The organism is Amycolatopsis sp. VC5-11 (assembly GCF_037034185.1).
GTDB classification, from domain to species: Bacteria; Actinomycetota; Actinomycetes; order Mycobacteriales; family Pseudonocardiaceae; genus Amycolatopsis; species Amycolatopsis nivea.
The window spans coordinates 291,547-315,336 of record NZ_JBAGKF010000002.1 but is presented as its reverse complement, the minus strand read 5'-3'; the positions used below and the strand labels follow the sequence as shown (position 1 = coordinate 315,336).

General features: G+C 69.6%; 22 protein-coding genes and 2 pseudogenes. 11 read left to right on the top strand and 13 right to left on the bottom strand.

Features of this window, described 5'->3' with window-relative positions; translation table 11 throughout:
- Window positions 1-170 precede the first annotated feature (170 nt).
- Window positions 171-245 (top strand): 50S ribosomal protein bL37, encoded by a 75-nt coding sequence (locus WA670_RS45175; protein ID WP_098515123.1) that lies wholly within the window; start codon window positions 171-173, stop codon window positions 243-245.
- Window positions 246-307: 62 nt separating this feature from the next.
- Here WA670_RS45175 and rsrA read toward each other — a convergent pair whose 3' ends face one another.
- Window positions 308-631, bottom strand: a complete 324-nt coding sequence (rsrA, locus tag WA670_RS08790) for a mycothiol system anti-sigma-R factor (RefSeq protein ID WP_037816528.1) — start codon at window positions 629-631, stop codon at window positions 308-310.
- On the bottom strand, window positions 628-1,254 hold the full coding sequence (locus tag WA670_RS08785) for a sigma-70 family RNA polymerase sigma factor (protein ID WP_037355674.1): 627 nt from the start codon (window positions 1,252-1,254) through the stop codon (window positions 628-630). The genes rsrA and WA670_RS08785 overlap by 4 nt, the downstream gene beginning before the upstream one ends.
- A 189-nt stretch (window positions 1,255-1,443) precedes the next feature.
- Between WA670_RS08785 and ybaK the strand changes: the two genes are divergently transcribed.
- A complete protein-coding gene (gene ybaK / locus WA670_RS08780) occupies window positions 1,444-1,923 on the top strand; it encodes a Cys-tRNA(Pro) deacylase (protein ID WP_037816530.1) in 480 nt (159 codons plus the stop codon).
- On the opposite strand, the gene WA670_RS08775 is transcribed toward ybaK, so the two are convergent.
- Both WA670_RS08775 and WA670_RS08770 read right to left on the bottom strand, forming a co-directional pair.
- The gene (locus WA670_RS08775; protein ID WP_336157375.1) at window positions 1,920-2,624 is read right to left on the bottom strand and encodes a class I SAM-dependent methyltransferase; all 705 of its coding nucleotides are present in this window, start codon (window positions 2,622-2,624) and stop codon (window positions 1,920-1,922) included. The two genes, ybaK and WA670_RS08775, sit on opposite strands and share 4 nt — an antisense overlap.
- A 26-nt stretch (window positions 2,625-2,650) precedes the next feature.
- Entirely contained in the window at window positions 2,651-3,625 is a 975-nt protein-coding gene (locus WA670_RS08770) for an Lrp/AsnC family transcriptional regulator (RefSeq protein WP_336157372.1), read from the bottom strand.
- A gap of 159 nt (window positions 3,626-3,784) precedes the next feature.
- Here WA670_RS08770 and WA670_RS08765 point away from each other — a divergent pair, with 159 nt between their 5' ends.
- The gene (locus WA670_RS08765; RefSeq protein ID WP_336157370.1) at window positions 3,785-4,681 is read left to right on the top strand and encodes an MBL fold metallo-hydrolase; all 897 of its coding nucleotides are present in this window, start codon (window positions 3,785-3,787) and stop codon (window positions 4,679-4,681) included.
- Window positions 4,678-6,093, top strand: a complete 1,416-nt coding sequence (locus WA670_RS08760) for a carboxylesterase/lipase family protein (protein ID WP_205673067.1) — start codon at window positions 4,678-4,680, stop codon at window positions 6,091-6,093. The genes WA670_RS08765 and WA670_RS08760 overlap by 4 nt, the downstream gene beginning before the upstream one ends.
- Window positions 6,094-6,238: 145 nt before the next feature.
- Here WA670_RS08760 and WA670_RS08755 read toward each other — a convergent pair.
- Window positions 6,239-6,499, bottom strand: a pseudogene (locus WA670_RS08755) (alpha/beta family hydrolase); the annotation flags it as partial.
- 705 nt (window positions 6,500-7,204) lie between these two features.
- Here WA670_RS08755 and WA670_RS08750 point away from each other — a divergent pair.
- Window positions 7,205-9,946: an AfsR/SARP family transcriptional regulator gene (locus tag WA670_RS08750; RefSeq protein ID WP_134728091.1), complete on the top strand. Its 2,742-nt coding sequence runs from the start codon at window positions 7,205-7,207 to the stop codon at window positions 9,944-9,946.
- Here the strand turns inward: WA670_RS08750 and WA670_RS08745 are convergent, their stop codons facing one another.
- The 4 genes from WA670_RS08745 to WA670_RS08730 all read right to left on the bottom strand — a co-directional run bounded on the left by WA670_RS08745 (window position 9,947) and on the right by WA670_RS08730 (window position 12,807).
- Window positions 9,947-10,996, bottom strand: coding sequence for a hypothetical protein (locus WA670_RS08745; RefSeq protein ID WP_037816548.1), 1,050 nt, complete (start codon window positions 10,994-10,996; stop codon window positions 9,947-9,949).
- A 9-nt stretch (window positions 10,997-11,005) separates the two neighbouring features.
- Window positions 11,006-11,338 (bottom strand): hypothetical protein, encoded by a 333-nt coding sequence (locus WA670_RS08740; RefSeq protein WP_037816550.1) that lies wholly within the window; start codon window positions 11,336-11,338, stop codon window positions 11,006-11,008.
- A gap of 108 nt (window positions 11,339-11,446) precedes the next feature.
- Window positions 11,447-12,055: an alpha/beta hydrolase family protein gene (locus WA670_RS08735; protein WP_134728090.1), complete on the bottom strand. Its 609-nt coding sequence runs from the start codon at window positions 12,053-12,055 to the stop codon at window positions 11,447-11,449.
- Window positions 12,052-12,807, bottom strand: coding sequence for an SOS response-associated peptidase (locus tag WA670_RS08730; protein WP_043832896.1), 756 nt, complete (start codon window positions 12,805-12,807; stop codon window positions 12,052-12,054). Before WA670_RS08730 ends, WA670_RS08735 begins: the two co-directional genes overlap by 4 nt.
- A gap of 112 nt (window positions 12,808-12,919) precedes the next feature.
- On the opposite strand from WA670_RS08730, the gene rsgA reads away from it, so the two are divergent.
- The 4 genes from rsgA to WA670_RS08710 all read left to right on the top strand — a co-directional run bounded on the left by rsgA (window position 12,920) and on the right by WA670_RS08710 (window position 16,815).
- Entirely contained in the window at window positions 12,920-13,939 is a 1,020-nt protein-coding gene (gene rsgA / locus WA670_RS08725; protein ID WP_037816845.1) for a ribosome small subunit-dependent GTPase A, read from the top strand.
- Between the two features lie 72 nt (window positions 13,940-14,011).
- Complete coding sequence (locus WA670_RS08720; RefSeq protein ID WP_134728089.1) at window positions 14,012-14,803, top strand: hypothetical protein; 792 nt, start codon at window positions 14,012-14,014, stop codon at window positions 14,801-14,803.
- Between the two features lie 166 nt (window positions 14,804-14,969).
- The gene (locus WA670_RS08715) at window positions 14,970-15,866 is read left to right on the top strand and encodes a hypothetical protein (protein ID WP_037816559.1); all 897 of its coding nucleotides are present in this window, start codon (window positions 14,970-14,972) and stop codon (window positions 15,864-15,866) included.
- A 151-nt stretch (window positions 15,867-16,017) separates the two neighbouring features.
- Entirely contained in the window at window positions 16,018-16,815 is a 798-nt protein-coding gene (locus tag WA670_RS08710; RefSeq protein WP_336157364.1) for a hypothetical protein, read from the top strand.
- A gap of 59 nt (window positions 16,816-16,874) precedes the next feature.
- On the opposite strand, the gene WA670_RS08705 is transcribed toward WA670_RS08710, so the two are convergent.
- Window positions 16,875-17,366 carry a DUF6912 family protein gene (locus WA670_RS08705; protein WP_106961329.1) on the bottom strand — a complete coding sequence of 164 codons (492 nt, stop codon included), beginning with the start codon at window positions 17,364-17,366 and terminating at the stop codon, window positions 16,875-16,877.
- Window positions 17,363-18,760, bottom strand: a complete 1,398-nt coding sequence (locus tag WA670_RS08700) for a WS/DGAT/MGAT family O-acyltransferase (RefSeq protein ID WP_037816566.1) — start codon at window positions 18,758-18,760, stop codon at window positions 17,363-17,365. Before WA670_RS08700 ends, WA670_RS08705 begins: the two co-directional genes overlap by 4 nt.
- Before the next feature lie 34 nt (window positions 18,761-18,794).
- On the opposite strand from WA670_RS08700, the gene WA670_RS08695 reads away from it, so the two are divergent.
- Window positions 18,795-19,559 (top strand): TrmH family RNA methyltransferase, encoded by a 765-nt coding sequence (locus WA670_RS08695; RefSeq protein ID WP_037816568.1) that lies wholly within the window; start codon window positions 18,795-18,797, stop codon window positions 19,557-19,559.
- Here the strand turns inward: WA670_RS08695 and WA670_RS08690 are convergent.
- On the bottom strand, window positions 19,552-19,935 hold the full coding sequence (locus WA670_RS08690; protein WP_275294837.1) for an HAD-IA family hydrolase: 384 nt from the start codon (window positions 19,933-19,935) through the stop codon (window positions 19,552-19,554). The two genes, WA670_RS08695 and WA670_RS08690, sit on opposite strands and share 8 nt — an antisense overlap.
- Before the next feature lie 256 nt (window positions 19,936-20,191).
- On the opposite strand from WA670_RS08690, the gene WA670_RS08685 reads away from it, so the two are divergent.
- Window positions 20,192-20,671, top strand: coding sequence for an Rv3235 family protein (locus tag WA670_RS08685; RefSeq protein ID WP_205670141.1), 480 nt, complete (start codon window positions 20,192-20,194; stop codon window positions 20,669-20,671).
- A gap of 510 nt (window positions 20,672-21,181) precedes the next feature.
- Here the strand turns inward: WA670_RS08685 and secA are convergent.
- Window positions 21,182-23,737: pseudogene (gene secA, locus WA670_RS08680) on the bottom strand (preprotein translocase subunit SecA); the annotation flags it as partial.
- Between the last annotated feature and the right edge of the window lie 53 nt (window positions 23,738-23,790).

The following is a 23,790-nucleotide window of genomic DNA, read 5'->3' as shown; positions in this document are numbered from 1 at the left end:
CGGTGTGTTCGTTCATGCCTGCGCACCTCCTGAGTTCATCCAACCAGAGCGTAGGCGCGGGTGCCGCCGAGGAGCTCAGCGGCCGCATGACACACTGGAACGGTTGACCCGTTCCGGCCGGTGTGTCGAACCCCGCCCCGGGACATGCAGCGGACACCCGAGGAGAGAACATGTCGAAGCGCGCCCGCAAGCGTCGCGACCGCAAGAAGAACGGCGCCAACCACGGCAAGAAGCCCAACGCCTGAGTCCGCGCCCGGACGTGACACGGCCCCCGCACCGGATCGGTACGGGGGCCGTTGTCGTGTGGTCAGTCGCGGCTGGTGCGCTGCTCCACGGTGATCTCGGTGCGCTCCACGGTGACGCCGCCCTGCGTGGCGACGGTCTGCCGGATGGAGGCGCGCAACCTGCTCTTCAGCTCCGCCGGGGCGAGGTCGCCGCCGCATTTGCGGGCCAGCAGGTGCTTGATCTGCTCGTCGATGCCGTACTCCTCGAGGCACGGCGGGCAGTCCTCGATGTGCCTGCGCAGTTCCGCGTCCCGCTCCGGACTGCATTCGCGGTCCAGCAGCAGGTAGATCTCCGCGAGCGCGTCCTCGCAGGGCATCTTCTCCGCGGGCACGTCTTCCGAGCTCATCGTTTCGCCACCTCCTCGCGGTTGCCCCGGATGAAGCCGCGCTCGCGCGCGACGTCGGCCAGCAGGTCGCGCAGCTGGGCGCGGCCGCGGTGCAGCCTGGACATCACGGTGCCGATCGGAGTGTCCATGATCTCGGCGATCTCCTTGTACGCGAAGCCCTCGACGTCGGCGAGGTAGACCGCGAGCCGGAACTCCTCGGGCAGCTTCTGCAAGGCGGCCTTGACGTCGGTGTCCGGCAGGTTGTCCATCGCCTCGACCTCGGCCGAGCGAAGGCCGCTCGAGGTGTGGCTTTCCGCACGGGCGATCTGCCAGTCGCTGATCTCGTCCGTCGGCTGCTGCACCGGCTGCCGCTGACGCTTGCGGTAGCCGTTGATGTAGGTGTTGGTGAGGATGCGGTACATCCACGCCTTGAGGTTCGTGCCCGCCTTGAAGGACGCGAACGCCGCGTACGCCTTCAGGTAGGTTTCCTGGACCAGGTCCTCGGCGTCGGACGGGTTGCGGGTCATCCGCATCGCGGCCGCGTATAGCTGGTCGAGCAGGGGCATCGCGTCGCGCTCGAAGCGCTCGGCGAGCTCCAGTTCGTCGGCCGCCGTCTCCGGCGCGGAGTTGGGGGTGCTCGGCAAACCGTTCCCTTCCCGTTCGGCGTCGATGCGCGTCTGCGCATACGGCAGCACCGAGTTTACGCGGGGATTCGGAAAGCCGGTCCCGGGACGGCTCCTTGCGGGGCGGGGGGTGGCGAGCGTGGTGGTCACGCTGTCTTCAACAGAGTGTGCCGACCAGGCATTCCCGAGCTGTTTCGTAGACTCGCCGCCATGGCGGGCAAGGGCACTCCGGCGACGGCGCTGCTGCAGAAGCAGAAGGTGGCGCACACCGTGCACACCTACGACCACGATCCCCGGGCGGAGTCGTTCGGCCTGGAGGCGGTGGAAGCGCTGGGCCTCGAGCCCGGCCGGGTGTTCAAAACGCTGGTCGCGGACGTGGACGGGAAACTGGTCGTCGGCGTGGTGCCGGTCACCGGCCAGCTGGACCTGAAGGCGCTCGCCGCGGCGGCCGGGGGCAAAAAGGCGAAAATGGCCGACCCGGCCGCGGCCCAGCGGGCCACCGGATACGTGCTCGGCGGGATCTCGCCGCTCGGCCACCGGAGCCGCCTGCCCGTGGTCCTGGACGGCTCGGCACTGGACCACCCGACGATGTTCTGCTCCGGCGGCCGGCGCGGTCTCGAGGTGGAACTGGACCCGGCCGAACTGGTCCGGCTGACCGGCGCGGTCGTGGCCGGGATCGCGGCGGGTTAAGCGGCTTCGGGTACTTCGAGGACGAAGAACAGGAAGCAGAGGAAAGCTTCCTTGCCCTGCATTTCCTCGGGGAACTTCTCCTTCGCCCCCTCGGCCGGATACGGCTCGCTGACCACTGAGATGCGGAAACCGGCTTTGGCGAAGTCGTCGGTCATCGCGTGCAGCGGACGGTGCCAGTACTCGAGGATGCCCTTTTGCCCGTTGAAGGTGTACTCCTCGGACCATCGTTCGACGGCGAAGTAATTGCCCTCGGGGTGGACGAATTTGTAGAGAACCGGGTGGTTGACGGCCAGGATCAGCCGTCCGCCGGGCCGGATGATCCGGCGCAGCTCGGCCAGCGGGGCGGTCCAGTCCTCCAGATAGTGCAGCACCAAGGCCGCGATGACGTCGTCGAACTGCTGGTCGGCGTACGGCAGCGGCTGGCTGATGTCGGCGACCCGGAGGTCCGCGTCCGCGCCGAGTCTTTTCCGGGCGAGCTCGACCATGGTGGCGCTGAAATCGAAGCCGCTCACCTGCGCGCCGCGTTCCCGCAGCGAAGCTGCCAGCGGTCCGGCCCCGCAGCCCGCGTCGAGGATCTTCCGGCCTGCCACGTCGCCGGCGAGGTCAAGAATCGCGGGGCGCGTGTAGTAGGCGTTGATGAGACTGTGCTCGGTTTCGATCGCGTAGGCCTCGCCGAACGTGTCGTAGTCGTTGGCAGTCATGGACTCCACCCTGGCACGGACTCCGGTCACGCAGCTGGCGCTCGCCAATAGCGTTTCAGCACCTCCAGCTGGAGGGTGCACTCGACGGCGGTGACGTCGTCGCTGCCGGGGAAACCGCCGCTGACGAAGTCGGCCAGCTCGTCTTCGCCGCGGAAGACGCCGTCGCAGACGAAGGTGGACGACGCCGCGGTGAGCGCGAGGAACCGGGTCGCCGGGTGCGCGGCGATCGCGGCGCCGACCCGGGTCGTCACGGCCGGCGGGCATGAGATGCCGAGGACGGCCTCGACCCGGTAGCCGAGCTTGCCTGGTTCGATCTCGACGCGAGGCCGCAGCATCCCGGAGCCGAACATCGCGGTCGCGACGCGGCGAGCCCGGGACTCGGAGATGTCGAGCACGCGAGCGACATCCGAATACGGCGTCCGCGCGTCGTCGCGCAGGACTGCCGCGACTTCGCGTTCGAGCGCGCCGAGTTCGGTGCCGGATTCCTCCGCCGCCGCCCCGGCGTGCGTTGCGAGCGCCTCTTCTTGCTCGCTCGTCAGCCTGCGCAACCGCCACGCCGCGGAACTGGTGAGCCTGCGCAACACCGACTCCGCGCGCACCGAGCGGATGCCGGGCACGGCGGGGATCTCGTCGACCAGCGCGCGGGCCGTGGCGCCGCGGGTCATCCCGTGGACGACGGCGTAAACCTCACCGCGACCCGAGGCGAGCGCGACATGTGTGGTGTCGTCGCGCCGCGCCAGCGCCTCCGCCACCTCGCGAGCCCGGCCAGGCTCGGCACCAAGCCACACGTGCGCGGGCGGCCCCTCGGCGAGCAGCGACCAGTCGACCTCGCAGATGACGCGCAGCAGGCCGTCGTCCAGCATTCGGCCGTAACGCCGCCCGACCGTGCGCGCCGAGCTGTCCAGGACACGAGCCAGCACGTCAAAGGGCGCACGGGGCGCGTGCTGCAGCGCGGCGACCAGATCGAGATCGATGTCGTCCAGCACGCCGTCGTCGGCCACCGGGCGCCTCCTTCAGGTTCGGGCAGGCGCAGCTTACCCAAGCCAGATCATGACTGAATCAGGCGAATGTCACTACTGGTTGCCGGAATACGGCACACCATGGAATCTTTATGTAGGAAAACGGCCTAACGAGCTTGTCTCGGACGGAGAAGTGACCGCATGACCGACACGATCGCCTTGGGCTCGGTGGCCGCGACGCGCGTCGTCGAGTACGAAGGAACCACCCGGCCGCCCGAAGCGATGTTCCCCGGCCTCGCGCAGGACACGTGGCGAGCGCACGAATCCGGGCTTCCGCCGGACTCCTGGGACCGCGAGTCCGGGCTGCTGCGCACCTGCGTGCAGACGTGGGTGCTGCGCAGCGGGGGCGCCACGATCCTGGTCGACACCGGGGCCGGCGACGGCAAGGAGCGGCCCGGCACCCCGGCGTTTCACCAGTTGCACACCGGGTTCCTCGACCGGCTGGCCGCGGCGGGCGTCGTGCCCGAAGAGGTCGACTTCGTCGTGAACACGCATCTGCACGCCGACCACGTCGGCTGGAACACCCGGCTCGACAACGGCGAATGGCGTCCGACGTTCCCGAACGCGACCTACTTGCTGCCGCGCGCCGATCACGACTTCTGGGACCCGTCCGGGCCGCACCGGCCGAAACTGGCGCGGGCGAACGAAAACGTCTTCGCCGACAGCGTCGCCCCGGTGGTCCACAGTGGACAGGCGCGGTTGTGGGAGGACGGCTGCGACATCGACGGCGCCCTCCGGCTCGAACCGGCGCCCGGGCACACGCCTGGATCGTGCGTGCTGACCGTGCGCTCGGGCACCGACCGGGCGCTGTTCGTCGGCGACCTGCTGCACCACCCGCTGCAATTCGCCGAACCCGGCCTCAGCAGCTGCTTCTGCGAGGACCCGGCCCGCGCCGCGGCCACCCGGCACCGGTTGCTCGGCCAGGCCGCCGACGACCGCGCCCTGGTTTTCCCCGCGCACGTCGGAGCCGGGCCGGCCGTGGAAATCGTCCGGGACGGTGCGAAGTTCGCGGTTAATCGATGGGGGTCCGACGCATGACCGTGGTTTCCGTTGCCGCCGGACGAGTCCGCGGCACCGTGCGGAACGGGGTGCACACGTTTCGCGCGATTCCTTACGCCGCACCGATGTCCGGTGCCGCGCGGTTCCAGGCACCCGCCCCCGCACCACGTTGGGACGGCGTACGCGATGCCACCCGACCAGGCCCGACCGCACCGGCCGCCCGGCGTGATTTCGGCGGGGTCGACCTGACGCCAGTACTGGGTTCCGGCTGGATTCCCGGTGCCGACTACCTATCGGTCACGGTCAGCACCCCCGACCCGGCCAACGCGGGCCTGCCGGTGCTGGTCTTCTTCCACGGCGGCGGATTCACCGCGGGCACCGGGCAGACCGAGCTCTACGACGGCGACACCTTCGCCCGGGACGGCGTCGTCCTGGTCACGGTGCAGTACCGCCTGGGGGTCGCCGGATGGTTGCGGCTCCCGGACGCCCCAGCCAACCGCGGCCTGCTCGACGCGCTCGCGGCACTGCGCTGGGTCGCCGAGAACATCGCGACGTTCGGCGGCGACCCGGGCAACGTCACGGTGGCCGGACAGTCTGCCGGGGCCATGCTGGTCTCCGCCCTGCTCGTCACCCCCGGGGCTGCGGGCTTGTTCCGCCGGGCGATCAGCCAGAGCGGCAGCGGCGAATGCGCTTTCCCGGTCGAGAAAGCCGACCTGATCACGCGCGCCACAGCCGACGCGCTTGGCGTGGCACCCACCGCAGCCGCGCTGAGCGAGCTTCCCGACGAGCGACTGGTCGCCGCACCCGCCGCGATGCCCGGGGCGGCGATCGCCGAATTCCGCGATACGTCACTGGGCAACAGCCCGTACAAACCAGTCCTGGACGAGGAGACCCTGCCGACCCAACCCGCGTCCGGGAACACGGCCCCGGTCAGCCTCCTGATCGGCACCAACGCCAACGAGGCGAACCTCTACACCGCGAACCTCGACGACACCGGACTCCAGGCCGCGGCGGCCCGCCGGTTCCCAGACCCCGCCGCAGCGATCGCCCGCGCCCGGGCACGGCACCCCGGCGCGTCCCCCGGCGACCTGGCCGCGCGCCTGATGACCGAGGCGTACCAAGCGAGCAACCGACTCCTCGCGGACGCGCACAGCAGGGCCGGAAACCCCACCCACGTCTACGAGTTCGCCTGGCCCCCGCCCAGCCCGGACCACCCGCTGGGTGCGTGCCATTGCGCCGAACTGCCGTTCGTGTTCGACCACGCCGCGCTGCCCAGCCTCTACGGACCATCCGGACTGCTCGGCACAGCACGACCGGATCCCGCGCTGGCTGCGCGCACCCACGCGGCGTGGGTCGCCTACGTCACGAACGGCGCCCCGGGCTGGTCGCCCCACTGCCCGGACGCGCCCGCGATCATGCGCATCGCCGAAGATTGGCACCTCACAACCTGACGTCGCTGCCCACCCTACCCGGCACAAGCGCCCCGGAACCGGTCTCCGCACCAGTTGCCCACAGGCTGGCCAGGTTGTGGACAACTCCACAGAAAGAGCCCTGAACAGCGGAAACGAGCTCTCAAACTATCCACAGCCAGCGTCGTCACAGATGCGGCCGGACAACCCGCCTCAGCCGCTCCTCCGGCAGCCCGCGCCACCGCGTCCAAATCGCTCGCCAGCGTGTGGTCCTCCGCCACCATGACGACCTCGTGATGCGGAGCCGCCGAAGGCCTCCCGAACGGGTCCCGCTCCCCTGGATCACCAGCGCGGGCACCTCGACCGCGTCCAGTTCGGCTTGCCGCGACTTCTCCGGCTTCCCCGGCGGATGCTCCGGAAAAGCCAGGCACAGCACGGCGACCGCCTGCCTGACGGGCGGCTCGGTTTCCGCGCGCCGCACCAGTGCCGGCCAGTCGCGAAGCGAGGTGCTCGATCGCCTCTCGCACCTGTTCACGGAACCGGGCGAGCAGCTCCGCACCAGCTTCGACGAGGTGCGGGAAAGCGCGACCGCCCGGCTGTGCCGTCGATCATGGCCGCGCGACTTGATTCTTCGACGCCGAGCACGTCCTGGCCATCAGCTCGGCCGTGTTCGGAGCCACCCGAATCCAGGCGAAGCGACCTCCGCCATCGTCACCACGCACGCACGACCGGATGGACGCCGCCCACGCGATGACCGTCGCGCCATCGAGCTGCCGCCGGCCGCCGGAGCGGACGGCTTCGCGCTCCGGCGGCCGTGGCCGCTGTCGCGAACCTCGGTATGTTCGGCGCACCCTGCCGGACGTTCGACGCCGACGACCGCGCTGATCTGCTTATCGTCTTCCAGTGCTCCCGCGACCGACATTACCGGCGACCTCGACGGTGAAGCGGTCTGGCGACACAGAACCCGCACAGTTGCCCACCGACCCGCCCAGCTGTGGACAACCCGAAAGATCTCGCTCTGAGCTGGGACAACGTCCGAATTGCAGCCATCCACGGCCAACAGTCTTGCCGGGTGTTCACGAAGGAAATCCGGATTGCCGCGAGTATCGCCAAGGGGCTGTTTTCGCTCTGTTCCCCGGCGATACTGCAGAGCATGGAACTGACGTTTCAGGTGCTGGGACCGGTGCGGGCGGTCGAGGACGGCATCACGCTGCCCACCGAGGGCGAGCGTCCGCTGGTAGTGCTTGCCGGGCTGCTGACTCATCCCGGGCAGGAAGTCGGCGTCGCACAGCTGACGCGCTGGCTCTGGGACGGCGACGGGCCGCGCAACGCCCGCGCGTCCGTCCATACCTACGTCTCCCGCCTGCGCCGCATGCTCAGCACCGCAGATGTGCTGCGGACCGGGCTGGGCGGCTACCGCCTGGACGTTCCCGAGAACGCCGTCGACCTGACCCGGTTTCGTTCGGCTGCCGCTCGCGGCTGGGCAGCTGCCGAGCGCGGTGCGCACGCCGAGGCCGTCGCCGCGTTTGAAACCGCGCTCGCCGAATGGTCCGGCGAGCCACTGTCCAATGTGGAATCCGAAGTACTGCGCCGGGACGTGGTGCCCGCATTGCGCGAAGAAGCGCAAGCAGTGCGGGAAGCCCGCGCGGACGCAATGTTGGCACTGGGCCAGCACCGGCAGCTGATCCCGGTCCTGACTGAATCAGCCGCCGAACACCCCTTGCGCGAACGCGTGCACGAGCAGCTGATGATCGCCTTGTACCGCGCCGGACGCCAGGCGGACGCGCTGGCAGCGTTCGACCGCATCCGCGCTGTCCTCGACGAGGAACTGGGGCTGCGGCCCGGCCCCGGCCTGCGCGAGGTGCGCCAGGCGATCATCACCGCCGACCCGGCGCTCGACCACCGGCCGCATGCCACGCCGTCGCCGGTGCCTCGGCAGCTGCCCGCTGACGTCGCCGGGTTCACCGCGCGTACCAGCGAATTGGCCGAGCTGCACGGGGTGCCGTCCGGCGTGGTGCTGCTCGAAGGCACCGCGGGCGTCGGCAAGTCCGCGCTCGCGGTCCGCTTCGCCCACCAGGTCGCCGCCGATTTCCCGGACGGCCAGCTCTTCCTGGAACTGGCCGGGTTCTCGCCGGGCGGGCCGGCGAGCCCGGACGCGCTGCTGGCCCGGTTGCTCTGGGCGATCGGAGTCTCCGGCGAGGAAGTCCCGGCAGGCCCGGCGGAACGTGCCGCCCTGTGGCGGTCCCGCACCGCCGACCGCCGGTATCTGCTCGTGCTCGACGACGCGTGGGACACCGCGCAGGTACAGCCGTTGCTGCCCGGTGCCAGCTGCCTGACGCTGGTCACCAGCCGACGCCGGCTCGGCGGCCTGATCACCCGGCACGGAGCGCGCCCGATCACCGTCCAGCGCTTCGCCCCGAGCGACGGCGGCGAACTGCTCAGAACCTCGCTCGCGGACATCCAGCCCGAATCCGCGGCGTGGGTGCGCGCGCTCGAACTGTGCGCCGGGCTGCCGCTGGCCATCCGGATCCTCGGCGAGCGGGTCAACCGGCAGGCCGGCCGCTCCCTCGAAGCAGTCGTCGCGGAATTCGACGAAGACGCCGTCCTGCGCGGTTTCGATCTCGACGACGGCGACGACAGCAACCTCGCCGCTCTCTTCGCCTATTCCTACGCTGCGCTCCCTGCACCGGTCGCCCGGCTGTTCCGGCTGCTCGGGCTGCATCCGGTCGGCGGCGTATCGGCGCGCTCGGCCGCCGCGCTCGCCGCGGTGGACGTCCACGAAGCCCGCCGCCTCCTCCACCAGCTCACCGCCGCGCACCTCGCCGAGCAACGCCACCCAGACCGCTGGGATCTGCACGACCTCCTGCGCGACTACGCGGTCAGCCTGACCGCCGAGAAAGACGAAACCGCGACCGCCCGCCTGGTGGACTGGTACGCCGCGTCCGCGGTCAACGCCTTCGACGCGTCCCGGCCCTACACCGAAGCGGAAGGCGCGGACGGCCCGGCGGTCGAACGGTTTTCGAGCGCCGACGCGTCCGCCGACTGGGTGCTGTCCCAGCAAACCAACCTGATCTGGGCCGTCCAGCAGGCGTACGAAACGGGGCTGGACCGCCAGTCCTGGCAGATCGCCCGGACGATGGCGCACGTGTTCCTGATGTGCGGAGAGTGCACCCTGTTCGTCCGAACGCATCGAACCGGCCTCGCCGCAGCCCTGCGCTCGGACGATCGCGTCGGCGAAGCGTGGATGCGCAACGGCCTGGGGCTGGCTCTGCTCGGCATGGGCGAAGCGGACCGAGCCGTCGCGGAATACGAGCAGGCGCTTTCGGCCTGGCGCGCATTGTCCTCAGTGGACGGCGAGATGATGTGCTTGTTCAACCTCGCTTCGGCGTACACCGTGCTGGACCGCAACGAGGAAGCGCTCGATGCCGGCTACCGCGCTCTGGAGTTGGCGCCTCGCTCCGGCAATCCGATCAACGTCGCGGCCGCGAACGGAGTGCTCAGCGACATCCTGCTCATCCTGGACCGGCCGGCGGAAGCGCTGACGCACGCCGAACAAGCGCTGGCGATCTGCGAGGAAGTGGGGGCGGGTTGGGAAACCGGCGAAGCCCGGCACGGACACGGCCGTGCGCTGCTCGGGATGGGCCGGTGCCCCGAGGCCGAACACAGCCTCGGGGCAGCCCTGCGGATCGCCAGGGAACTCGGCTCGACCGCGCTGGAAGGCGGCGTGCTCTGCGACCTGACCCGCGCCTGCTACCTGCTGGGTCAGCACGATCGAGCCCGTGCCTTGCAACGGGAACTCGACGGACTGGTCGCCGCCAACCCGACCATCGCAGTCGACTACCGGCGCCATTTCCGGGAGCTGGCCGACGTGCGGGCCGGGTCGGCGGCGCGGTGATCAGCGCGCTTCCGGCTCCAATTCGCGGTGATTCGCGTCGAACTCGGCTTTCGTCAGCGGCGGAGCCGGCGGCGGGAGATATCGGGATTCCATGTCTCCGTACGACTGCGCGATCTGCGTGATCCCCTTCCGGACATCCTCGATGATCGCGTCGGCGTCGTGGAAGTACTGCCGGGCGGCGGCCTCGTAATCGGCCGAGGTCACGCTGTTGGTGCCCCCGCTGCTCAGCATCTTGTCCGCGACGTTCCCGGCCAACCCCAAAACCGGCTGGGCGACCGCGTTGACGATCTCCGCCGTCGCGGCCGCCGCCGGCAGCGCGGCCAGCCCGAAGCCGCCGCTCGCCACCGCGACGACCGCGGCCGCGACGATCCCCCACGGGAAGGCCTGGTCCTCGGAAACATCCTCTGCTTCCCGCTTCTGCATCGCCGAGACGAACCCGCGCATGAGGTTGACCAGCTTCTTCCGCGCTCCGACGAGCACGCTGCAGTACGCCAGCAGCGCATCGGCCGCCTCCGCGACGATCACCTGCTCGTGCTGCAGGAAATCGTAGATCGACCCGGCGTAGTCAAGGCACTTGTCCTTTGCCGCCCCCGACCAGTTGTCGAAGAGATGGTCCAGCGCGTCGTGCAGGCCCATCTGCCCGCCGCTCGCCTGCCGGGCCGGACTCTGCGGATCGTGCACGTCGCCCGGCTGGTTGGTCAGGTTCACGGTGAGGTTCACCAGCAGATCGCCGAGCAGCCGGTGCGGATCCTCGAATTTGTCCAGCTGGGGCTGTGACAGCACCCGGGCGTGGTAGAAGAAATGGTTGATCGTCGTGTCCGGCATCGGCAGGTTGGCCGGCCGGTTGTCCTGCATGATCTTGGAACGGTCTGGCCACTGCCGCGAATCGTCCAGGACGTGGTTGTTGATTCCGGATTCCGGATGCTGAACCGGCGCTCCCCGTGGCGCGGTGCACAGGTCCGCCCAGTTGGCGACGTCTGCCAGCAGCTTCCGGTCTGCCAGGAATTCCGGTGCCAGGCCGGCGAAGACGCTCGGATCGACGTTGGCCATCGCTCCCCCTCAGCCCTTGCCGATTCCGTGCAGCCGGTCGGTGTGCGCCTGCTCGGTGCTCGAATAGACGCGGTACGCCTCCCACAATGCGTCGTCCAGTCCGCGCAGCGAATCCCGCAGCTGGTCCTGGGACTGCGAGATCAGCTTGTGCACGCCGGTCGCCCGCACCGCGAAGGCCACGTTGAGACCAGCCTGGTCGGCACCGAGCAGGCCGGCCATGTCGAGGTCGCGGAGCGGGCGCACCGCGTCGGCGCCGGCGGCGAAATGCTCGACCGCCGGGTCCAGATGATCAGTCAGCGATTGTTTGAACCCTTCGAGGTCCACCGAATACCCGTCCGGCACGACCTGCCCCCTTCGTCCGTCGGCCGCCCCCGCGTGCGGCCGTACGGACAGCGAAAACCACACCGCTTTCGGAACGCTGACAGATCGCTGTCTGAAGGAGCGCCGCCGTCACGAATGCGGCCGGACGATCCTTACCAGCCACTCCGCCGCCGCGCGGGCGAGCGCGTCCAGGTCGCTCGACAGGGCGTGGTCTCCCGCCACTACGACGATCTCGTGGTGCGGCGCGGGTTCCGGACGGCCGAACGGATCGCGCTCCCCCTGGATCACCAGCGCGGGCACCTCGACCGCGTCCAGTTCCGCTTGCCGCGACTTCTCCGGCTTCCCCGGCGGATGCTCCGGGAACGCCAAGCACAGCACCGCGACCGCCTGCCCGGCCGAAGCCGTCCGGCAGGCCACTCGCGCACCCGACGAGCGGCCGCCGAAGATCAGCGGCAAATCGTCGAAACGGGCGGACACCTCGTCCGCCACCGTGAGCCACGCCGTGTCCAGTTGCTTCGCCGGAGCGGGCGCGCGCCGCCCTGCCACGCGGTACGGCTGTTCCACCAGCGCCACGTGCACTCCGACCTTGGTGGCCGCGCGAGCTACCGCGACGAGGTCCTTCGCCCCGATGCCGCCGCCCGCGCCGTGGCCGAGCAGGAGCACCGCGTCGCCGTCGGGCGCGCAATGCAGCTCGGCTCGCGCGACCCCGTGCTCGGTGTCGATCTCGAGCGTGGTCATGACAGGTCGAACAGCGAGTCGACGGACTGTTCGGTTTCCGTGCGCCGCAAGAGTTCCGGGCCGTTGTTGCGGACGTTGTTCACCAGGCTCGACACCGGCCGCAGCTCCAGCGATTCGACGACCGAGGGCGACGTCGGCACCATCAGTTCGTCCACTTCGGACCGGTCCGGGTCGAGCCAGCCCGCCCAGTTCTCGTGCGGCACGATCAGCGGCATCCGGTGGTGGACGTCGGTGAGCTGCCCCGCGGCGTCCGTCGTCAGGATCGAGAAGGTGATCAGCGGTTCGGCGTCCGCGTCGTCCTTCGGCCGCCAGCTTTCCCAGATTCCGCCGAAAGCGAGCGATTTCCCGGAGGGATCCGTCATGTAGAACGGCTCCTTCTCCTTGCCCGTGCGCCGCCACTCGAACCAGCCGTCGGCGGGAACCAGGCAGCGCCGCGACGCCAGCGCGCGCTTGAACGCGGGCTTCTCCTTCGCGGTTTCCGCACGCGTGTTGATCATCCGCGAACCCGCCGAAGGATCCTTGGCCCAGAACGGAACCAGGCCCCACCGCATGATCCGCAGCGAGCGCTCCGCCGGTTCGTCCTCGAGAACGAGCCCCTCGGCGTCGCGGGGGTGCCGCTGCACCACGGTCACGACGTTCTTGGTCGGCGCGACGTTGTGGTCCACTCGCGCCCGGCCCTCGGTCAGGTCGACCGCGGCGAACTCCTCGACCAGCTTCGCCGGGTCTTTCGTCGCGGCGTAACGGCCGCACATGCCAACCTCCTCGGGGTGCCTCGAACGCCATCGTCGCACGCAAACCGGGCCCGGCGCGACCGGCATGGGATCATTCGACCAGGCAAAGGGCGACCGGGAGGACGTGGGCGGCTTGGGGCGAGGCGACTGGAGGCGGCTGGACGAATCCGACGTGCGGGTGCGTCCCGGCAAGGGCACCAGGCCACGCAGCAAGCGCAGGCCCGAGCACGCCGACGCGGTCACCGCGATGGTGATCGGCAAGGACCGCGGCCGCTGGACGTGCGCGGTCGACGCCGATCCGGATCGCGTCGTGATGGCCATGCGAGCCCGCGAAATGGGTCGGGTCTCGGTGGTCGTCGGGGACATGGTCGCGCTGGTCGGCGATGTGTCCGGACGGCCGGACACGCTCGCCCGGATCGTCCGCGTCGACGAGCGCACCAGCGTGCTGCGCCGCACCGCCGACGACACCGACCCGTACGAACGGGTGGTCGTCGCCAACGCCGCGCAGCTGCTGATCGTCACCTCGCTGGCCGATCCCCTTCCCCGGCCCGGATTCATCGACCGCTGCCTCGTCGCGTGCTACGCGGGCGGCCTGGAACCCGTGCTGTGCCTGACGAAAGCCGACCTCGCCAGCCCGGATTCGCTGCTCGCCGGCTACGCGGGGCTCGACGTCCCGGCCATCGTCACCCGGCACGACGAGGAGCCCGAGGGCCTGCGCGAACGCCTCGCCGGCCGGATCACCGCCCTCGTCGGACACTCCGGAGTCGGCAAGTCGACATTGGTCAACCGCCTGGTGCCCGCCGCCGAACTGGCGACCGGCGACGTCAGCTCGGTCGGCAAGGGACGGCACACCTCGGTCGCCGCGGTGGCGCTGCCGCTGGCGGGCGGCGGCTGGGTGGTCGACACCCCCGGCGTCCGGTCGTTCGGGCTCGCGCACGTGACCGCGGACGACATCGTGAACGCCTTCGAGGAATTCGCCGCGGCCGCCGAGGAATGCCCGCCGAACTGCGGCCACCTCGGCCCGCCCGAGGACCCGGACTGCGCGCTGGACGACGTGGTCGCCGACGGAAACGCCGGAGCGGAACGGCTGGCGTCGCTGCGCAGGCTCCTGGTGTCGCGTTCGGGCGGCGGGGACATCCGCACCGAATCGTGACCTGAACGGCGTAACCCCTGGCGTCGGCCGCCGATACGGAGTGCGACAGCTTCCAAGTCCAGGGGGATATCCATGCGGCTCCGCGTTGGCGCCGCGGCCGTTTGCGCCGCGCTCGCGCTGGCTGGGTGCGGCGCGCCCGCGCCATCGACGGCGGGCCCGTTCACCGATCTCGGGTCGCTCGCCGCGGCTGTCCGCCAGAGCCTCGGGAAGACCGGCACGGTGCGGCTGACCATGTCCGAAGAGAGCGGCAAAGGAACGGCCGACGTCGAGGTCGGCCTTCTCTACAACGGCCCGCACACCGCGGTCGACCTGCGCATGACCAACGGGGCCGAACTGCGCATGGCCAGCGAGACGGTCTTCGTCAAACCGCCCACCGCACAGGCCGACTCCGGCACTCGGTGGATCCGGGTCTTCCCACTCGCCGCCGACCTGTACTCCAGGGCGTTCTGGAAGCTCGCGGAGCAAACCGCCGAGCAGACCGACCCGCTGCGCACCGTCGACCAGCTCGTCCGAGGCGGCGAACTGACCGGGTCCGAGCCAGTCGAACTCGACGGCCGCAAGCTCACGCACTACCGCGTGCGGCTCGATTTCGAGCGTGTCGCGGACCATCTGATCGGATTCATCTCCGACGAATCGCAGTACCGGATCCGGACGCGCTTGTCCGGGAAGGGGGTGCGGATCCCGCTCGACCTGTGGCTCGACGACTATCAGCGACCGGTCAAGGTCGTCCTGGACGAACGGCCCATGGCCCGGTTCGACCCCGATCTGACCGGCTCGGTGCTGACCGTCCAGTACCGCCGCTGGGGCACTCCGGTCGAGGTCGCGGCCCCGGCCGCGGATCTGGTGGACAACCTGGGCGGATAAGGTAAACCGGAAAAACCTCTCCGGCGGAGGGAACCTTTTCCCGCCGGACGGCGTCTCAGAAGCAACCTCGCGGAGTCGCCCCGCGCGCCGGACCGCAAGGACGCGGCCGCGAAGGCAGCCGGCGGCAACGCAGGTGAAAGACCGATTCCTTCCTAGGGGGAGAACCATGCGCAAGACCACGACGTTCGCTGTCGCCGCAGGTGCGGCGCTGGCGCTGGTGCTGACGGGCTGCGGCTCGAGCGCCGAGAACGGCACCGCGTCCCCGGCCGGGCAGTCCAAGGACGGCGGGTCCGGCCTGGCGTCGCCGTTCAGCGACGCGCTGAAGCTGGCCGACGCGGCCAAGCAGGGCACGGAGAAGGCCAAGTCGGCGAAGATGACGATGGAAATGATGGGCCAGAAGGCCGAAGGCTCGATGCGCTTCGACGGCGAGAACTCGGCCATGGCCATGACGATGGACAGCCCGCAGGGCCCCACCGAAATGCGCTACGTCGACAAGACCCTCTACATGAAGGTCCCGGCCTCGCAGTCCAAGCAGTTCGGCAGCGACAAGCCGTGGCTGAAGATCTCGCCGGACGCCACCGACCCGATGTCGCAGTCGTTCAGCAAGATGATGTCGCAGTCGACGCAGCAGAGCGACCCGACCCAGATCCTCGACCAGGTCTCGAAGGCGGGCCGGATCGTCTCGGCCGACCAGGTCGACCTGAACGGCGAGAAGGTCAACCACTACAAGGTGGAGCTGGACGTCAGCAAGTCCATGGAGACCTACGCCAAGGGCATGCCCGAAGAAGTGAAGACCCAGATGAAGAAGATGCTCGAGGGCAAGAGCATCCAGATCCCGGCCGAAATCTGGATCGACAAGGACCAGCTTCCGGTGCAGATCACCATGGACCAGACGGAAATGATGAAGCAGCTCGGCGCCTCGACCGGCTCGCCCGCCGCGGCCGCGGCCGGCGGCAAGATCGACGTCAAGTACAGCGACTGGGGCAAGCCGGTCGACGTGACCGCGCCGCCCGCCGACCAGGTCACCGACTTCGGCGAGCTCATGAAGAAGATGGGGCGCTGACCCCGCCGCTCTTCGCGGGCCCCGAGCCGCTCCGGCTCGGGGCCCGTTTTTTGTGCGCTACTGCCGGTAGCACGCGTTCCCCCGAACGGGGCGGACCCGCCCGTTGTGCTTGGCTTGAGGCACCTTACGGCCGGTCAGAGAGGGTTTTCGGATGCGCAGGACGGCCGTGGCGGGTGTCGCCGCGCTGCTGGCGATCGCCTCGGCGGGTTGTTCCAGCACCCCGGAACCGCAGCGCTTCACCGACGCCCGCGCGCTCGCGGACGCCGCTTCGGCCGCGACCTTGGCCGGGCACACCGCGAAGTTCACCGCTGACGTCACCACCGGCACCCTCGTGTCCCACGGCCAGGGCCAGGCGAAATTCGACCCCGCAGGAACGTCGCTCTCGATGACGACGGACTACGTCGGCGAGCCGATCGAACTGCGCCTGGTGGACAAGACGCTGTACGCGAAGGTGCCGGAAAGCGCGCGAGACCAGGTCAGTGACCACAAAGCGTGGGTGAAGGTGTCGCCGGACGGCACCGATCCGCTCTCGCAGGTGCTGGGCGGCAGCCTGGCGCAACTGGCCGAGCAGAACGATCCGGCGCGCACCCTGGCGCAGGTCCGCGCGGCGGGAACCGTGGCGTCCAGCGAGCAAACCACCCTCGACGGAGCCTCGGCCGAGCACTATCACCTGACCGTCGACCTGGGGAAACTCGGCTCGGAACTGCCCGGCGGCCTGCCCGCCGAAGCGCTGACCCGGCTCGGCGACCGCGGCAAGACGGTCCCGTTCGACCTCTGGCTGGACCCGCAGCACCGGCCGATGCAGCTGGTCCTGGACCTGACGCCGGTCATGCAGGCCACCGGGCAGACCGGCGTCGCCACGGTCAAGGCGCACTACACGGACTGGAACTCCCCGGTCACCGTGAACGCCCCCGCCCCGGCCGAGATCGGCGTCCTCACCGGCGGCTGACGTGCCGTGAAGGGCTCCTTCCAGGAATCTGATTCCCGCAAGGAGTCCTTCACGGACCGCTAAAGCAGTTCGAGCAGGAAAGGCAGTTCCTGCAGCGCGTACCAGGCCAGCTCGTGGTCTTCGGCGTCGCCGAGGGTGAACTCGGCGTCCTCGTCGCCGAGGTCAGCGGCGTCGATCACCGCCGCCGCGGCGGCCACCGCTTCCTCGGCCTCGGCCGAGTCCACGTGGATCGCCGCGATCTGGGACTTCGGCACCGGGCCGGCGAGGCGCACGACGGCCGCGTCCAGGTCCGGCCGCAGCGTCGCGTCGTCGACGTCCACCGAGACCACGGCCCGCCGCGGTTCGGCCTTTTCCTCAGCGGCGATCAGGCGCAGCGAGGCACGGGCCGCGTCCAGCAAGGCCGCGTATTCCAGTTCCTCGTCGGAACCGCTCGCGTACGCCTCGCGCAGGGCGGGCGTCAGCGCGAAACCGGTGCCGCTGCGAGCGCGGAACTCGCCATTGGCCTCCAGGTCGCGCAGCATCGCGATCGTCGCAGGCAGATAAACCCTCACCAGTGCGCACCCTTCAGCTCTTCCAGTGCTTCTTCGATCATCCCGCCGAGCAGCCCGACGTCGAACGCGGCCTTGCGGTCGCCGTTGAGTCCGAAGTAGACACCGCCGTGGTAGGAGGTGACCCCGATCGCCAGCGCCTGCGTGCGCATCAGCGGCATCACCGGGAACATCTCCACCAGTCTCGCCTCTCCGGCATACATCGGCACCTGCGGCCCCGGCGAATTCGTGATCATCAGGTTGAAAATCCGCCCGGACAGCGAACCGCCCGCCCGAGCGCCGAGCGAATGCAGCGTCGCCGGTGCGAACCCGCTCACCTTCAGCAACCCGCGCGCGGCCACCGATCTTCCCGAATTCAGGTGCTCGGCCATCGCGTGGCCGATGTGCTGCAGCCGCAGCACCGCGCTCGGCTCGCCGACCGGCAGGTCGATCAGGTAGGCCGCGACCTCGTTGCCGACCAGCGCGGGCGTCGCGAACTCGGCCGTTTCGGCGTCGGTGACCGCCATCGGCACGAGCGCGCGCACGGTCTCGGTCGGCGTGAGGTGCTCCCCGCGCGACAGCAGCCATTCCCGCAGCGCACCGGTGATCGCGGCGAGGATGACGTCGTTGACCGTGCCCCCGTGGTCCGCGCGGATCTTGCGGAAATCCTCCAGCCGCGTGCGCACGACCGAGAACACCCGGCCGCCGGAGACCCGGACGTTCAACGGCCCGGGCGGCGCGGGTCGCGTGATCGTCGCCGCGACGCCACCGAGCGTCTCGACGGCCTTGCTCACCGTGGTCACCGCGTCACCGGCGATCGAGCGCACGTTTTCGATCAGCTCGCCGGGCCGTTGCACGGTCTCGCTCATCGCGTCGAGCACCAGCTGCGCACGGCTGGGCTCGCGCCGCGGCGCCCACATGTCCTCGAACGGCTCGGGCGGTTCGGGAGTCTCGTCGAGGATGAGCTGGCCGAGGTCGATCGTGCCGACACCGTCCACAACGGACTGGTGCGTTTTCGTCACCATCGCGACCCGGTCGCCGGCCAGCCCCTCGACGAAATACGCCTCCCACAGCGGGCGTTCCGGCGCGAGCCGGCGCGACATCAGCCGCGCGACCAGGTCGAACAGCTGGTCGTCGCTGCCCGGCTGGGGCAGCGCGGAGCGGCGGACGTGGTAGTTCAGGTCGAAGTCGACGTCGTCCACCCACACCGGGCGCGCGAGGTGCCCCGGCACGCCGAGCACGCGCTGGCGGTAGCGGGGCAGGAACGCCAGCCGCGCGGCGACGAGGTCGAGGACCTGCTCGTAGGTGAACCCGGACGACGGCCGTTCGAAGATCGCCACGCCCCCGACGTGCATCGGCGTCGTCTGGTCCTCGACGTACAGGAACGAGGCGTCCAGCGCGGACAGGCGGTCGGGCATGAGCCGATCCTTACACAATGCGAGACTGGCCGGTGTGGGTGATGAGCTGGCGGGTTCGCCGAAAGACCGCTTCCTGACCGTCTACGGGCGCAAACCCGTGCTGGAGGCACTGGGCGATCCGGATCTGCGCGTGGACAAGGTGATCCTCGCCGACACCGCGCGCGGCCCCGCCGCCGCGGAAATCCAACGCGCCGCGAAAGCCGCCGGGGTGCCCGTGCAGCGAGCGAGCGCACACCGGGTGAAAGTGCTGGCCGGCAACGGAAAACAAGACCAGGGCGTACTGGCCGACGTCGTCGCGCCGCGAATGCGAGCCCTCGCCGCGGCCCTCGACGACCGCCGCCCACCGGCCCGGCTGCTGCTCCTGGACGGCATCACCACACCGGCCAACGTCGGAATGATCCTGCGCACCGCGACGGCCGCCGGACTGTCGGGCGTAATCGTGCCGCGCCGGGGCGTCGCCGCATTGGATCCGATGGTGGTGAAATCCTCAGCGGGCGTTGCCTTCCGGGCACCGGTACTGCGCTGCGGATCGGCGCGCGAGGCGGCGGAAATGCTGGTGGAAGCCGGATACAGCCTGTTCGCACTCGGTGCCTCTGCGTCGACCTCGGTGTTCGACGCGGAGCTGCCGCAGCGTTCGGCCTTCGTACTGGGCGGCGAAACCGAAGGCGTCGGCGAGGCAGTTGCCGAGTTGGTGACTGAGTGGCTGTCCATCCCGATGCCCGGCGACGTCGAATCACTGAACGTCTCCGCCGCCGCTGCCGTGCTGTCGTTCGAACTGGTGCGACGCGGGGTCAGCTGAACAACGCGGCCAGCTCGTCGAGAGTCTCGGCGACGCTGCGGTGATGCACGCCGACCATGCCCGCGGCGACCGCTCCGCGCACGTTCCGCTCGGCGTCGTCCACGAACACACACCGCGGCGCGGCCAGCCCGATCCGCTCAGCCGCGACAAGATAAATCTCGCGGTTCGGCTTGGCGACGCCGACCTCGCCGGAGAAGACGAGCGCGTCAAAGTATTGCGCCAGCTCGGTTTTCACCCCAGGAGCGGCTCCGGGTGCGTTCGAGACGAGCGCGGTGCGGGTTCCGTTCGCACGGGCGTCACGGAGGTATTCGTAGAGCAGCGCGGCGTCCGGGTCGGTTAGGACTCCGGCGTAGTCGACGAGCAAGCCTTTCAGCACTTCGCCAGCCTAACTGTTTTGTTTGGGGGGTCGGGTTTCCCAGCAGCGTGGTGCGCAGCGAGTCCGCGAACCATGCCCGCGTTTCGCTCGACCGGTCGCGGGTCGGTGCCGGTCGGTCCGGCCCCCTAGCGCATCAGGCTCATCCCGTCTGCGCCAATCTGCCCTTTTCGCCGGATCAGGCACTCAACGTCCCATCCCCCGCCCCTGGGACGCACTAATCCGCGGGTGGACGTCCATGTTTCGGGGAGGGAACTCAATGACGAACCACAGCCTCCGGCCGCTGGCTGCGGTCCCGGAGGTCAAGGGGCGGCGCAGGCATCGGCGCGGTCGGTGGCCGTCGCCGCACGAACTGCCGCCTGCTGGGCATCGGCTGGTGCGGCTTGCCGATCCGCCTACCGGGCAGAGGCTGAGCCAGCGGCTCAACGCCATCCTCGAAGTCCTCGCCGGGCGGCGGGCGGCCGGGCAGATCCGTCCGCTCGTGGACGAGGCGTTGTTTTCCCGGCTCAGCAGTCAAGGGCTGATGCCGGGCATCCGCCATCACGTCGCCGGGGAGTTGCGCGTCTGCCGTCCGGCCGAGACCGCGTTGGAGACGAGCACGATCATCCACTCCGGACCCCGGGTGCTGGCGTTGGCGGCCCGGTTCGAGCGCACGCGGACGGGGTGGGTGTGCACGCGGTTTCACGTGCTCGCACCGCGCGCCGAGATCGCGCAGGCTGGTCGGTCCTCAGTGGCCTGATTCCCAGTGGGACACGTGTCCTGAAGATTAGGACAGGGATCCTGCAGCAAGTCCACTGTAGAGACAAAAAGAACGGCAGCACGAGCGTTCTCGTGCTGCCGTTCTCAGTCGATACCGTCCACAGTGGACGGAGTTAGGCACGCGTCAGCGACGCGGGCCCTTCTTGCCCTTCTTCGCCTGCGCCCGCTCGGCGGCCCGGCGTTCGCGGCGGGTGCCGCCCGCGGCTCCGGCGTCCGCGTCGTTCGCGCTGTCCGAATGGGACTCGACGCCGCCGCCCTCGGAGGGGCCGGACATGGTCAGTCCGGATTGGACACCGCCGCCGCCGAGGCCCTTGCCGCGCAAGGCGGACGGGACCGAATCGGAGTCGGTGGCCGGCGGCTGCGGCGGGGCGGGGCGGGCGTGCTTGCCCTCGTCCTCGCCCTGGTTGCCGAAGGCGCCCGCCGCCGCGGCGGTCGCGGACGTGACTCCGCCCGGGAGCGCCGACGGTTCCGGCTGCTGCACGGTTTCCGGCTCGGCGCGCTCGACCTGAAGGTTGAACAGGAAGCCGACGGCCTCCTCCTTCAGCGAGTCGAGCATCGCGCGGAACATGTCGAAGCCCTCGCGCTGGTACTCGATCAGCGGGTCGCGCTGCGCGAGCGCCCGCATGCCGATGCCCTCCTTGAGATAGTCCATCTCGTAGAGGTGCTCGCGCCACTTGCGGTCCAGCACGGTGAGCATGACCTGGCGCTCGAGGCGGCGCATCGAGCCTTCCTCGCCGACCAGTTCGTCGATCTCGGCCTCGCGCTTGGCGTACGCGTCGAGCGCGTCGTCGACCAGCGCCTGGCTGAGCGATTCCGCGTCGAGGTCGCCGTCCTCGATCAGGTCGTCCCAGTCGAGGCTCACCGGGTACAGCGTCTTCAGCGCGGTCCACAGCTGCTCGTGGTCCCAGTCCTCGGCGTAGCCCTGGGAGGTCGCGCCCGAGACGTACGCCTTCACCACGTCGACGATCATGTGCTCGATCTGCTCGCGCAGGTCCTCGCCCTCGAGCACGCGGTGGCGCTCGGCGTAGATCACCTTGCGCTGCTCGTTCATGACCTCGTCGTACTTGAGGACGTTCTTGCGGGTCTCCATGTTGAGCTGCTCGACCTGGGTCTGCGCGCTCTTGATCGCCTTGGAGACCATCTTGTGCTCGATCGGCACGTCGTCCGGCAGCCGCATGGTGGTCATGATGCGTTCGACCAGCACCGCGTTGAACCGGCGCATCAGGTCGTCGCCCAGCGACAGGTAGAACCGCGATTCGCCGGGGTCGCCCTGCCGTCCGGAACGACCGCGCAGCTGGTTGTCGATGCGCCGGGACTCGTGCCGCTCGGTGCCGAGCACGTAGAGCCCGCCCGCCTCGCGGACGACGTCGGCTTCGGCGCGCGCCTCTTCCTTGATCTCCTCGAGCACCTTCGGCCACGCGGCCTCGTACTCCTCGGAGTGCTCGACCGGGTCGAGGCCGCGCTCGCGCAGCACCTCGTCGGCCATGATGTCCGGGTTGCCGCCGAGCACGATGTCGGTACCGCGGCCCGCCATGTTCGTGGCGACGGTGACCGCGCCCTTCCGGCCGGCGCGCGCGACGATCAGCGCTTCCTTGTTGTGGTACTTCGCGTTCAGCACCTCGTGCGGCACGCCCAGCTTGAGCAGCAGCTTCGACAGGTGCTCGGACTTCTCCACGCTCGTGGTGCCGACCAGCACCGGCTGGCCCTTTTCGTGCCGTTCGGCGATGTCCTCGGCGACGGCCTCGAACTTGGCCTGCTCGTTCTTGTAGATCAGGTCGGCGCGGTCCGCGCGGACCATCGGCCGGTTCGTCGGGATCGGCACCACGCCGAGCTTGTAGGTCTGGTGGAACTCGGCCGCCTCGGTCTCGGCGGTACCGGTCATGCCGGACAGCTTCTTGTAGAGCCGGAAGTAGTTCTGCAGCGTGATCGTGGCGAGCGTCTGGTTCTCCGCCTTGATCTCGACGCCTTCCTTGGCCTCGATCGCCTGGTGCATGCCCTCGTTGTAGCGGCGGCCCACCAGGATGCGCCCGGTGAACTCGTCGACGATCATGACCTCGCCGTCGCGGACGATGTAGTCCTTGTCCTTGTGGTAGAGCTCCTTGACCTTCAACGCGTTGTTCAAGTAGCCGACCAGCGGGGTGTTCGCCGCCTCGTACAGGTTCTCGATGCCGAGCTGGTCCTCGACGAACCGGACGCCCTTCTCGGTGACCGCGACGGTGCGCTTCCGGACGTCGGTCTCGTAGTGGTACTTCGAGTTGATCAGGTTGGCCTTCTCGACCCGCTCCCGCGTGCCCATCGTGGTGGTGTCGATGCCCTGCATCAGCGGCGCGAGCCGGGCGAACTCGACGTACCACCGCGACGACTGGTCCGCCGGGCCGGAGATGATCAGCGGGGTGCGCGCCTCGTCGATGAGGATCGAGTCGACCTCGTCGACGATCGCGAAGTTGTGCCCGCGCTGCACGCATTCGTCGAGCGACCAGGTCATGTTGTCGCGCAGGTAGTCGAAGCCGAACTCGTTGTTCGTGCCGTAGGTGACGTCGGCGTTGTAGTGCTTGCGCCGTTCCTGCGGGTCCTGCTCGGCGACGATGACGCCGACCTCGAGACCGAGGAAGCGGTGGATGCGGCCCATCCACTCGGCGTCGCGCTTGGCGAGGTAGTCGTTGGTGGTGACGACGTGCACGCCGTCCCCGGGGATGGCGTTCAGGTAGGCCGCGAGGACACAGGTCAGCGTCTTGCCCTCGCCGGTCTTCATCTCGGCGACCTGGCCGAGGTGCAGCGCGGCCCCGCCCATGAGCTGGACGTCGTACGGCCGCTGGCCGAGCACCCGGTGCGCGGCTTCCCGCGCGACGGCGAAGGCCTCCGGCAGCAGTTCGTCCAGGGATTCGCCCTTGCCGTACCGCTCGCGGAACTCGTCGGTCTTGGCCCGCAGTTCGGCGTCCGACAGGTCCTTCACGTCGTCTTCGAGGGTGTTGATGTGATCGGCGATGTTGCGCAGCCGCTTCACCATCTTGCCCTCGCCCGCGCGGAGCAGGCGGTTCAGCACCATCCGGTCGACCTCACTAGCTGATCATGATCGCGCCCAGGCCGTTCCCGGGCAGT

What these genes read in the sequence shown, in the direction of transcription:
- ybaK (WP_037816530.1), top strand. Translation starts at nt 1,444, where the DNA reads ATGGCGGGCAAGGGCACTCCGGCGACGGCGCTGCTGCAGAAGCAGAAG.
- WA670_RS08710 (WP_336157364.1), top strand. Translation starts at nt 16,018, where the DNA reads ATGCGCAGGACGGCCGTGGCGGGTGTCGCCGCGCTGCTGGCGATCGCC.
- WA670_RS08765 (WP_336157370.1), top strand. Translation starts at nt 3,785, where the DNA reads ATGACCGACACGATCGCCTTGGGCTCGGTGGCCGCGACGCGCGTCGTC.
- rsrA (WP_037816528.1), bottom strand. Translation starts at nt 631, where the DNA reads ATGAGCTCGGAAGACGTGCCCGCGGAGAAGATGCCCTGCGAGGACGCG.
- WA670_RS08775 (WP_336157375.1), bottom strand. Translation starts at nt 2,624, where the DNA reads ATGACTGCCAACGACTACGACACGTTCGGCGAGGCCTACGCGATCGAA.
- WA670_RS08720 (WP_134728089.1), top strand. Translation starts at nt 14,012, where the DNA reads ATGCGGCTCCGCGTTGGCGCCGCGGCCGTTTGCGCCGCGCTCGCGCTG.
- WA670_RS08730 (WP_043832896.1), bottom strand. Translation starts at nt 12,807, where the DNA reads ATGTGCGGCCGTTACGCCGCGACGAAAGACCCGGCGAAGCTGGTCGAG.
- WA670_RS08760 (WP_205673067.1), top strand. Translation starts at nt 4,678, where the DNA reads ATGACCGTGGTTTCCGTTGCCGCCGGACGAGTCCGCGGCACCGTGCGG.
- WA670_RS08735 (WP_134728090.1), bottom strand. Translation starts at nt 12,055, where the DNA reads ATGACCACGCTCGAGATCGACACCGAGCACGGGGTCGCGCGAGCCGAG.
- WA670_RS08745 (WP_037816548.1), bottom strand. Translation starts at nt 10,996, where the DNA reads ATGGCCAACGTCGATCCGAGCGTCTTCGCCGGCCTGGCACCGGAATTC.
- WA670_RS08715 (WP_037816559.1), top strand. Translation starts at nt 14,970, where the DNA reads ATGCGCAAGACCACGACGTTCGCTGTCGCCGCAGGTGCGGCGCTGGCG.
- WA670_RS08685 (WP_205670141.1), top strand. Translation starts at nt 20,192, where the DNA reads ATGACGAACCACAGCCTCCGGCCGCTGGCTGCGGTCCCGGAGGTCAAG.
- WA670_RS08700 (WP_037816566.1), bottom strand. Translation starts at nt 18,760, where the DNA reads ATGCCCGACCGCCTGTCCGCGCTGGACGCCTCGTTCCTGTACGTCGAG.
- WA670_RS08750 (WP_134728091.1), top strand. Translation starts at nt 7,205, where the DNA reads ATGGAACTGACGTTTCAGGTGCTGGGACCGGTGCGGGCGGTCGAGGAC.